This is a genomic window from Actinospica acidithermotolerans, assembly GCF_018139625.1.
Lineage (GTDB): Bacteria > Actinomycetota > Actinomycetes > Streptomycetales > Catenulisporaceae > Actinospica > Actinospica acidithermotolerans.
This window is the reverse complement of sequence record NZ_JAGSOH010000204.1, coordinates 1-6,704: the sequence shown is the minus strand read 5'-3', so window position 1 is coordinate 6,704 and position 6,704 is coordinate 1. Positions and strand designations below refer to the sequence as shown.

The window sequence follows — 6,704 nt, the reverse complement described above, 5'->3', positions numbered from 1 at the left end:
GGAGACGGTGGACGACGCGGCGGTGGACGACGCGGCGCTGCTGGGGCTGCTCGGGGCGCTGGTCGGCGGGCGGCCCGGCGGCGAGACGGACGGCAGCGCGGGGGCGGCGCATCTGGCCGCGGCGAAGACGTACATCGACGAGCATCTGACCGACGCGGGGCTGACGGCGGCGCGGATCGCGGACGGGGTCGGGCTGAGCGAGCGTCAACTCTCGCGGGTGTTCGCGGCGGGCGGGACGACCGTGCCGCGGTACGTGCTCGGCCGGCGGCTTCGGCGCGCGCATGCGATGCTGCGCGCGGGGAGCGTGTCGAGCGTCGGCGAGGTGGCCGCCGCCTGCGGTTTCGGGTCGGCGGCCCGGTTCTCGCACGTGTTCAAGGAGCGCTACGAGGTCGGTGCGGCCGAGGTGCTGCGGGCGGCGAGGGGCGGCCGGGAAGCCGGGGACGCGTCGGCCAGGACGATGTCGAAGCGGACGCGGGACCAGGGCTGATCGGCGAGGTCGCGGCCGTCGGGGGTCGGGGTGCCTGCGGGCTGCGGCTCGAAGTCCTTGATCAGGGAGTCCTTCACCCCGAAGACCGCGTCCGACGTCAGCAGGTCGTCGCCGCGGACGAAGATGTGGGTGACCAGGGTCCGCTTGCCGGGGGCGGTGACCATGAAGTGCAGGTGGGAGGCGCGCATCGGGGAGCGGCCGGTGGCGGCCAGGAGTCTGCCGACCGGGCCGTCGTGCGGAATCGGGTACGGGGTCGGGGTCAGGGCCCAGAAGGCGTAGCGGCCCTGGTCGTCGGCGTGGAGGTGGGCGCGGGCGGCCATGCGCTCGTCGTCGTATTGGACGTCGTAGAAGCCCTCGGCGTCCGCCTCCCAGACCTCGATGTGCGCGTTGGGGACCGGCTCGCCCCGGTTGTCGGAGACGGTGCCCTCGACCCAGCACGGCTCGCCGGGAGCGCCGCCGGACATGTCGTCGCCGATCTCGATCCCGGGGCTGTTCTCGACGAAGAAGGGGCCGAACACGGTGGCCTCGGTGGCGTCGCCGTCGGCCTCGTTGTTGATGGCGATGGTCTGCATGGACAGGCCGAGCACGTCGGAGAGCAGGATGAACTCCTGGCGGCGGTCGGTGGTGATGCGGCCGGCGTCGGTCAGGAAGTCGATCGCGGCCTTCCACTCCTGCTCGGTGAGGCGGACCTCGCGGGCGAAGTCGTGCAGGTGACGGGTGAGCGCGCTGACCAGTTCGAGCAGTCGCGGGTTCTCGCAGCCGCCGAAGGAGGCCAGTACCTCGGCGACGAGGTCTGCCTCGCGCTGTTCCTGCTCTCGGGAGATCGTCATCGGGCGTCGGTTCCTTCCGTGCCTGACCACGCGGCGTGGAGAAGTTCGGTGATGTTCTCGCGGGTGACGGGCCGCGGGTTGCGCGGCGGCACGGCGGCGAGTACGGCCTCTGCCGCCGCGGCGATTCCGTCCTCGGGCATGCCCAGGTCGCGGAGCGAGCGGGGGGCGTTCAGCTGCGCGCGGAGGTTGTTCAGGCCCGTCACGGCGCCGTCTGGGTCGGAGGCGGATCCCGGCTCGGCCGAGACGTCGAAGGCGGCTGCGATCAGGCGGCGGGCGTCGTCGGCGTACGGGGCGTTGAACGCCAGGACGTACGGAAGCACTACCGCGTGCGTCTGGGCGTGGGGGAGGTTGAACATGCCGCCCAGCACGTGGCAGATCTTGTGGTGCAGGCCCGATCCGGCGGAGGCGAACGCACGCGCCGAGAGATAGGCGCCGTACAGCGCGTGCTCGCGGCCCTCGGCGCCGGTCGGCTCCTTCACCACCAGCGGCAAGCCGATGCGCAGTGCCCTGATGCCCTCGGCGGCCAGCGCGCGGTCGATCGGGTCGGCTCGCGGCGCCCACATCGAGTCGACGCAGTGCGCCAGGGCGTTCAGGCCGGAGGCGACGCTGAGCTCTACCGGCAGGGTGAGCATCAGCGAGGCGTCGTAGACGATCGCTCGCGGCAGGACCTTGTCGTCGACGCCGGTCGTCTTGCGGGCGCCTTCGGTCATGCCCCACACGTTGGTCGCCTCGGAACCGGCGTACGTGGTCGGAACCGCCACGATCGGCAGCCCGGACGTCAGCGCGACGGCCTTCGCCAGGCCGGTGGTCGATCCGCCGCCGATGCACACGAGCGCGTCGACTCCGTCGGCCGCGGCGATCTCGCGGGCGCGCTCGGCGACCTCGACGGGGACGTGCATGACGACCTCGTGGTGCCAGCGCACGACCGGGAGCCCGTCGGCGACGGTGCGGGCGAGGTCGCGCTCGCCCTCGCCGGCGATCACCATCACCCGCCGCGCGCCCAGCGTCTCGATCTGCCCGGCCAGATTCCCCCGAGCGCCGCCGGTGGCGAACAGGACGCGCTGCGGCAGGCTCACATGCTCGAACTCGATCACGGTCACGACCTTCCGAGAATCGCGGTCAGGGCCGCGTGCAGAGCGCCAGCCGGGTCTTCCGGCAGGCCCATCGAGCGCCAGGCGATGTGCTTGTCCGGCCGCACGAGCAGGGCGCCGCCTTCGTCGACCTCGCGCAGTTTGGCCCAGTCGTAGTACAGGTCGGTGACCGCGCGGCCCGGACCGATCACCACGGCGGTCAGCGGCATGCCGAGGTCGCGCGCGACCTTCTCGGCCGCGGACTCCCACCTCTCCCCCGCGACGCCGGTGATCAGCGTCCACTGCGTGTACGGGGCCAGGTCCATCATCGCGAGCCGGTGCATGCTGTCGCCGACCCACGCGTGCGGCAGCCGCGAGCCGGGGACCGTGGACATCACGTAGTAGAGGTCCGCGTCCCGGGACTCCGGCGGCGTCGAGCCGTCCGGAACGATGGCCGTCGACGTGTAGAACTGGCCCAGTTCGACGCCGTGCGCGTTGAACTCGTAGTTCTTCAGCTCCATCGCCCTTACGAGCGCGGCCCGCTTGGCCTCGCCGGCGGGCGTGTTCGCCTTCCGCTCCTCGATCGCGGCCGCCATCGCGGCCTCGTCCTTCGCCTCCAGCACGCCGAGCGCCGCGAAGATGTCCACGAACTCGCGGCTGGACTTGTTGGCCCGCTTCACGATCCGCTCCGCGACCGGCGCGCGCTCGGCCGAGTAGGTCTCCAGCAGTGCGGGGTCGGCGTACCCGCGCAGCACGGCGGCCAGCTTCCACACCAGGTTGTACGCGTCCTGCACGGAGGTGTTCGAGCCGAGCCCGTTGGACGGCGGGTGCCGGTGCACGGCGTCGCCGGCGCAGAAGACCCGCCCGCGCTGCAGGTGCGTCGCGTACATCTCGTTGTTGCCCCACAGGCTCGTGCCGGTGATCTCGACCTCGAGGTCCGGCATGCCGAGCAGGTTGCGCACGATCTGGATCGCGGCGGCCTCGTCGACGACGGGGGCGGGCTCGGCGATGTCGTAGCCCCAGACGATCAGCCACTCGTTCCACGGCCGGACCATCCGCACCAGGCCCGCGCCGATGCCGCCGACGTTCGAGCCGGGCTGGATGACCCAGTACAGGACCGACGGCCGGTGCGCGACGCGGGCGCTGATGTCGGCCTTGAAGGTGATGTTCATCGATCCGGCGATGTCCATCGCGCCCTCGTAGGGCAGGTCGATGTCGGCCGCGACCTTCGAGCGCGCGCCGTCCGCGCCGATCAGGTACCTGGCACGGATCGCGTACTGCTCGCCGGTGACGCGGTCGAGCACTGTCACGGTCACGCCGTCCGCGTCCTGGGTGTGGGAGAGGTACTCGGTCGAGAACCGGGTCTGGGTGCCGCGCTGGGCGGCGTTGCGGACGAGGATCGGCTCCAGGTACGTCTGCGGGATGTCGACCGTCAGGCAGGGGGACGCGAGCCGGTAGTCGGCCTCGCGGTCCGGCCGGGTGCCCCAGGTGCGGATGCGGCCGATCTCCTCGCCCGCGATACTCGTGCAGAAGACGGTGTCGCCGACCAGCGCGTGCTCGGTGGCGTCGGCGTTCACCTGCTCCTCGATGCCGAGGTCGCGGAAGACCTCCATGGCCCGCTGGTTGGTGATGTGCGCCCGCGGCGTGTTCGCGGTCCACCGGTACTTCGTGATCATGATGTTGTCGATCCCGAGGCTCGACAGCAGCAGCGCCGCCGTCGCGCCCGCCGGGCCCGAACCCACCACCACCACGTCCGTCGTCACGACCGTTCCGAGCGGAAGCTCCGTCTCAGCCAGCCCGTCGTTGAATTCCGGCACCGCGCTCACACCTCTCATCGGCCGTCGCCCTTGGCAGCTCGCCGCCAGTATCGGGCCGTGCGACGCGTGCCGGGGCGATCCGCTCCAGGGTCGGCGGATAACGAAACAAGCGGCGGATTCCGAAACGCCGGCGGCGGTCGCGACGGCGGCCGGGGACGATGCCCGGCGGCCTGCCCGGCTACGGGTGCGGGACCGGCAGGGCGGTGCCCACCTGCGCGCGCACCGCGTCGACCGCCTCCCACTGCTCGACGGTCAGGCCGGTCAGCGCGAACGGGAACACCCCGTCCTGCTCCTTGAGGATGTGCCGGCGCAGCACGTCGAGCGCCGCCATCAGCCGGGTCGGCCAGTGCCCGTCGATCGGCGCGTGGGCGGCCTCGAACAGCACCGGCTCGACCATCCGGTGCTCGGCCTCCAACTGGGCGATCTGGTCGGGGAATTCCTCGCGCAGCGCCGCGAACAGGCCTTCCTCCTCGACCCGGGTGTGCGGGCCGAGCAGGGCGGCGATCCGTGCCGCGCACTCGGAGAGCGCGCGAAGGTCGCCGATCCGGTGGGCGGCGCGCGCCTCGCCGATCAGATCGACCACCGCGTCGTGTTCCCGGGTCAGGTCCCCGATCGCCGTCACGTCCTGGCATCCGCAGTACTCGCACACGCCGCACTCTCCCTCTCCGCCGGGTCCCCCGCATCCAGACTGCGCCGCCGCCGCGCCGGGCGGCGGCGCGACACGTCTTGTCGGGTGACGCGCCCGCCGGCCGCTCCGGCGCGGTCAGTCGCTCACGTGCGCGGTCCGCCGCCTCGGCACGTCGGCGGCGGCGCGGACGATGTCGTGCGCGGTGACGAGGCCGAGCACCCGCTGGTCGCCGTCGAGGACGGGGATGGCGTCGAGGTCGTACTCGACGAGCATCTGGGCGCAGGTGCGCGCAGAATCGAGGGGGGAGAGCGCGATCCACGGGGCGCAGCCGAGCTCCGAGATCGGGATCTCCTCGTCCCGGCGCGGATCGAGGCGGCGGGCCTGGGCGATGTGCCGCGGCCCGATGACGCCGGAGCACCGGCCGTCGCGGTCGAGCACGATCAGGTGGCGTCCGGAGCCGTCCAGGAAGCGCCGGACGACGTCGCCCAGCGTGCCGTCCTCGCCGATCACGTTGTCGACCGGGCTCATCAGGTCGCGGGCGGTCGGCTCGGCGCGGCGCGCGGCCGCGGCCGGAGCGGCCGGCAGGGTCTGTGTCATCGTCATGGCCCCAGCGTGCCGCCCGGCGGCGCGCGGCGGCAGGGACGGTGCGCCGCGATCGGCCGGGACCAAGGTCCCTAGCCGATCACCCGGGCCGGCCGGAGACTGAGGGCGAGACCAGAGCTTTCTCAACCCGTGGAGGAGATCATGAGGACCACGATGGGAAAGACCGCGACCGCCCGCCGGGACGAGCGGGTCTCCTGATGGACGCGGCGGAGCGTAACGCGGTCCACCCGAAGGTCGTCGTGCACGTGGACCGCTCGCTGGCGGGGTACGCGGCGCTGCGCGTGGCGGCCGGGCTCGCGCGCGAGCGGCAGGTGCCGCTGGACGCGGTGCGCGCGATGGCCGGGATCGGCGCCGAGGCGGACATGGACTACATCGACGCGGCGTTCCAGGAGGCGCTCGGCGGTTTCCCGGCGGACGTCGACCTGGTGAAGAGCGTCGTGTACGAGTCGACCGGGGCGGCGCTGGCCAGGCATGCCGCCGACCGCCGGGACCTGATCGTGGTCGGCAACGACGGCAAAGGGGTGATCAGGTCGGTCTGGAACGGCTCGGTCGCCCGCGGGCTGCTCAAGAGCGCGCGCTGCCAGGTGCTGGTGGTGCCCGTGCCCGAGATGCAGCGCACGACGCGGCGCTCGCTGCGCAAGCTTCGGCGGCATCGCGCGGACGTCTGGGACCGCTTCGAGAGCGAGGTGCCGGATCTGCGCGGGAGCCCCTTCCAGGGCACCTGAGGTTCCGGGGCACCTGAAGCGCGGCTCGCGCCGAACCGGCTGCTCGAGTCGGACCGGCTGCGCACGCCGAACCGGCTGCACACGTCGAACTGGCTGCACACGTCGAACCGGCTGCGCCGGCCGGGCCCTCAGTCCGCCTCTTCGATCTGCACCGGCACGGTCCAGACGAGCACCGTGCCGCCATCCACACCCGGGTCGGCGCTGAAGCGGCCGCCGAGCTGCTGGGCGCGTTCGGCGAGGTTGGCCAGGCCGCTGCGGCGGCCGCCGGCCGGGATGCCGACGCCGTCGTCGATCACGGTGAGGGTGACGTGGGTGCCGTCGGCGGCGACCTCGACGTCGACCTTCCCGGCCCGCGCGTGCCGGGCGGCGTTGGACAGCGCCTCGCGCAGGACGGCGAGCAGGTGCTCGGCGACCTCGTCGGGCACCAGCGTGTCGACCGGTCCGGTGAAGCGGACCGAGGGGCTGAAGCCGAGCTGCTCGGCGACGCGCTCGCAGGCCTCGATCGTCTGCGCCCGCAGGCTCGGAGCCTCGTCCTTGTTCAGGT

At 72.7% G+C, this 6,704-nt stretch carries 8 protein-coding genes; 2 read left to right on the top strand and 6 right to left on the bottom strand.

Annotated elements, in window-relative coordinates; translation table 11 throughout:
- The coding region (locus tag KDK95_RS33470) for a helix-turn-helix transcriptional regulator (protein WP_212522378.1) at window positions 1–487 on the top strand (487 nt) is incomplete at its 5' end.
- Here KDK95_RS33470 and KDK95_RS33465 read toward each other — a convergent pair.
- The 5 genes from KDK95_RS33465 to KDK95_RS33445 form a co-directional block, all read right to left on the bottom strand.
- Complete coding sequence (locus tag KDK95_RS33465) at window positions 382–1,317, bottom strand: hydroxyquinol 1,2-dioxygenase (RefSeq protein ID WP_212522377.1); 936 nt, start codon at window positions 1,315–1,317, stop codon at window positions 382–384. The two genes, KDK95_RS33470 and KDK95_RS33465, sit on opposite strands and share 106 nt — an antisense overlap.
- Window positions 1,314–2,408, bottom strand: a complete 1,095-nt coding sequence (locus KDK95_RS33460; RefSeq protein WP_372463425.1) for a maleylacetate reductase — start codon at window positions 2,406–2,408, stop codon at window positions 1,314–1,316. The genes KDK95_RS33465 and KDK95_RS33460 overlap by 4 nt, the downstream gene beginning before the upstream one ends.
- 5 nt (window positions 2,409–2,413) lie before the next feature.
- Window positions 2,414–4,204: an FAD-dependent oxidoreductase gene (locus KDK95_RS33455; protein ID WP_307844881.1), complete on the bottom strand. Its 1,791-nt coding sequence runs from the start codon at window positions 4,202–4,204 to the stop codon at window positions 2,414–2,416.
- A gap of 178 nt (window positions 4,205–4,382) precedes the next feature.
- The gene (locus tag KDK95_RS33450; protein ID WP_212522374.1) at window positions 4,383–4,826 is read right to left on the bottom strand and encodes a hemerythrin domain-containing protein; all 444 of its coding nucleotides are present in this window, start codon (window positions 4,824–4,826) and stop codon (window positions 4,383–4,385) included.
- Window positions 4,827–4,967: 141 nt separating this feature from the next.
- Window positions 4,968–5,435, bottom strand: coding sequence for a CBS domain-containing protein (locus KDK95_RS33445; RefSeq protein ID WP_212522373.1), 468 nt, complete (start codon window positions 5,433–5,435; stop codon window positions 4,968–4,970).
- Between the two features lie 197 nt (window positions 5,436–5,632).
- On the opposite strand from KDK95_RS33445, the gene KDK95_RS33440 reads away from it, so the two are divergent.
- Window positions 5,633–6,160, top strand: coding sequence for a universal stress protein (locus KDK95_RS33440; RefSeq protein ID WP_212522372.1), 528 nt, complete (start codon window positions 5,633–5,635; stop codon window positions 6,158–6,160).
- A gap of 128 nt (window positions 6,161–6,288) precedes the next feature.
- Here KDK95_RS33440 and KDK95_RS37265 read toward each other — a convergent pair.
- A partial coding sequence (locus KDK95_RS37265) for a sensor histidine kinase (protein WP_212522371.1) occupies window positions 6,289–6,704 on the bottom strand: 416 nt, incomplete at its 5' end.